This is a genomic window from Kitasatospora sp. NPDC057512 (assembly GCF_042802135.1).
Taxonomy (GTDB): domain Bacteria; phylum Actinomycetota; class Actinomycetes; order Streptomycetales; family Streptomycetaceae; genus Kitasatospora.
On the sequence record NZ_JBHVET010001260.1, the window covers coordinates 1 to 1,231 of the forward strand.

General features: G+C 74.4%; 1 protein-coding gene. It reads left to right on the forward strand.

Features of this window, described 5'->3' with window-relative positions:
- Positions 1–1,231: ALF repeat-containing protein (locus ACFU6K_RS39350; RefSeq protein WP_380671526.1), on the forward strand; the 1,231-nt coding region annotated here is incomplete at both ends.

A 1,231-nucleotide genomic window follows, 5' to 3' on the forward strand; every position in this document is an offset into this window, starting at 1 on the left:
GCCGCGGGCCAGGCCCAGGACTGGGCGAACATCGCGGGGCAGCACGCGGACGCCGCCGCCGTCGCCGCCCAGACCGCGGCCTCGGCGGTGACGAAGGCCCAGGCGCTGGAGAAGCTGGCCCGTGACGCCGAGGCCGTGCGGCTGGAGTCGGACAAGCAGCTCGGCATCACCCAGGCCGACCTGCTGCTGAAGGACGATCAGGCCACCCAGGCGGACTTCAACCAGCAGCAGACCGAGGCCGCCTCGCAGGACGCCGCGACGAAGGACCTGGTCAAGCAGGCCGCGGCGCCCGGCACCGGCACCGCGACGGCCGCCCAGGCCGGCCGCAAGGCCGCGGTCAACCTGCTGAAGTCCACCGGCTCCTGGACCCGGGCGTCGGCGCAGGCCGCGCTCTCCGGCACCGACGAGGCCGTGGTGTCCTGGGCCAAGTCGGACTACCAGCGCAGCCTGAAGCTCGACGACCGGGAGAAGATCCTGGCCGTCACGAGCATCGCGAACGCCAAGCTGGCGACCGAGGCGCAGAAGACGCTGGAGAGCACCGACCCGACCGCGGTCGAGAAGTTCCTCAGCGGTGGGGCGCTCCAGGCCCAGGCCGAGGACCTGCGGGTGCGGACCGTCTCCCTGGTCTCGGACGGCGGCAAGGCCGTCCAGCGGGACGGCGGCGCCGCCCTGGCCGACGGCCGGGTGCCGGTCCTGGCGGCCTTCCTGTCCAACGGCTACGCCAAGGCCCTGGCCGAGGACGACCGGGTGGCCGTGGTGGTCGCGACGGACGGCGGCGGGCCCAACGTGAAGGCCGCGGGCGCGGTCGCCCTGGCCGGACCGGCCTGGATGCAGCACGAGTTCGTCCGCAAGACCCAGTTCACGGCGGCGCAGAAGGACGCGGACACGGACGCGCACGTGTCGTCCGTGCTGAGCATGATCGCCAACGCCGCGAAGGACGCGGCCACCGCGAGCGAGAGCGCCCAGCGGGCGTACCAGATCGCCGCGGACGCGCGCCACGCGTCGGAGGAGGCCGCTCACTGGGCGAGCCTGGCGGGGCAGTCGGCCCTGGAGGCGAAGGGGTACTCGGACGACGCCAAGGCCAAGTCCACCGCCGCCGACGCCTCCGCGGCGGCCGCCGCCGCTTCGGCGCAGAAGGCCAGGAGTGCGGCGGCGACCGCGCAGACGGCCAACCGGCAGGCCAACTACTCGGCCACCCAGGCGACCGCCTCCGCGAACCAGGCCGTGAACT